Genomic DNA, 1,811 nt, shown 5'->3' on the forward strand with positions numbered 1-1,811 from the left:
CAGGGCGAGGCCGGGTCGTCCGCGCGGCGGGTTGCGGGCAGGCTTTGCATCCAGGCCTGGGCCGCCACCTGCCAGAACTCGTCACCCAGCGGCTCGGTCGGCGGCAGCAAGTGGTCCTGGTAACGCGGGATGAAACCGGTATCCAGCTCCGCCGCGGCAAACGCCGGGTGGCCGATGATCCGTCGCAGGAATGCGACGTTGGTCTTGACCCCGCCGACGGCGAATTCATCGAGCATCGCCAGCAGGCGCAGGCGTGCCTGCTCGCGGGTTTCGCCCCAGGCGATCAGTTTGGCCAGCATCGGATCGTAGAACGGCGAGACACTGTCGCCCTCGGCCACGCCGCTGTCGACCCGTCGGCCCGGTCCGGCCGCCGATTCACGGTAGACCTCGAGGCGTCCGGTGGCCGGAAGGAAATCATTGCCCGGCTCTTCGGCATACAGGCGCACTTCGATGGCATGGCCCTGCAGCGGTACTTCCTGCTGGCTGATCGGTAGGGCTTCGCCGCTGGCGACGCGGATCTGCCAGGCCACCAGGTCGAGGCCGGTGATGGCCTCGGTGACCGGGTGCTCGACCTGCAGGCGGGTGTTCATTTCCATGAAGAAGAACTCGCCGCGCGAGTCCAGCAGGAACTCAACGGTGCCGGCACCGACGTAGCCGATGGCTTGCGCGGCACGTACCGCGGCTTCGCCCATGGCTTGGCGCAACGCCGGGCTGAGGCCGGGCGCGGGGGCTTCCTCGACGACCTTCTGGTGGCGACGCTGGATCGAGCAGTCACGTTCGTTGAGGTACAGACAGTTACCGTGTCGGTCGGCGAACACCTGGATTTCCACGTGGCGCGGCTTGAGCAGGTATTTCTCCACCAGCATCCGCGAGTCGCCGAACGACGATTGCGCTTCGCGTTGTGCCGAGGCCAGCGCTTCGGCCAGTTGGCCGGGCTCCTCGACCACTTTCATGCCCTTGCCGCCACCGCCGGCGGTGGCCTTGAGCAACACCGGGTAGCCGATGCGCGCCGCAGCTTCGCGGAACGTCTCCAGGTCCTGGGCCTCGCCATGGTAGCCGGGTACCAGGGGCACGCCGGCGGTTTCCATCAGGGCCTTGGCCGCGGACTTGCTGCCCATGGCGTCGATGGCCGTGGCGGGCGGTCCGAGAAAGACCAGTCCGGCGGCCTCGACCGCGCGGGCGAAGTCGGCGTTTTCCGAGAGGAAGCCATAGCCGGGGTGGATCGCCTGGGCGCCACTGGCCTGGGCGGCGGCAATCAGCTTGTCGATCCGCAGGTAGCTTTCGGCGGCCTTGCTGCCGCCCAGGTCGACGCGGATATCGGCCTCGCGGCTGTGGCGGGCGTCACGGTCGATGGCACTGTGCACGGCGACGGTGGTCAGGCCCATGGCCTTGGCGGTACGCATCACCCGGCAGGCGATTTCACCGCGGTTGGCGACCAGCAGGGAAGTGATCACGGGGGCGCTCATCAATGGGACTCCTTGGCAGATCCGGCTTGCCAGGCCGGCGGGCGTTTTTGCAGGAAGGCACGCAGCCCCTCCTGGCCTTCGGGGCTGACGCGAATGCGGGCAATGGCGTTTTCGCAATAGCGGCGCAGGGAGGGGGTGAGGGCGCCGCTGCCGACTTCGCGCAGCAGGTCCTTGCTCACCCGCATCGCCTGCGGGCTGTTCTGCAGCAGGTTGTCGATCCAGGTCTCGACCTGCCGGTCCAGTTCGCCAGTGGGGTAGCATTCGGCCAACAGACCGAGTTCTCGGGCGCGCAGGCCGCTGAAACGCTCGGCGGTGAGGGCGTAGCGGCGGGTGGCGCGCTCGCCA

2 protein-coding genes are annotated in these 1,811 nt (G+C 68.2%); both read right to left on the minus strand.

Going from position 1 to position 1,811, the window contains the following annotated elements:
- Positions 1–1,466: acetyl-CoA carboxylase biotin carboxylase subunit (locus tag K675_RS0121440; protein WP_017905523.1), on the minus strand; the 1,466-nt coding region annotated here is incomplete at its 3' end.
- Positions 1,466–1,811: enoyl-CoA hydratase-related protein (locus K675_RS0121445; protein ID WP_017905524.1), on the minus strand; the 346-nt coding region annotated here is incomplete at its 5' end. The genes K675_RS0121440 and K675_RS0121445, both read right to left, overlap by 1 nt.

Origin of the sequence: Pseudomonas fuscovaginae SE-1 (assembly GCF_000364705.1) — a bacterium.
Classification (GTDB): domain Bacteria; phylum Pseudomonadota; class Gammaproteobacteria; order Pseudomonadales; family Pseudomonadaceae; genus Aquipseudomonas; species Aquipseudomonas fuscovaginae_A.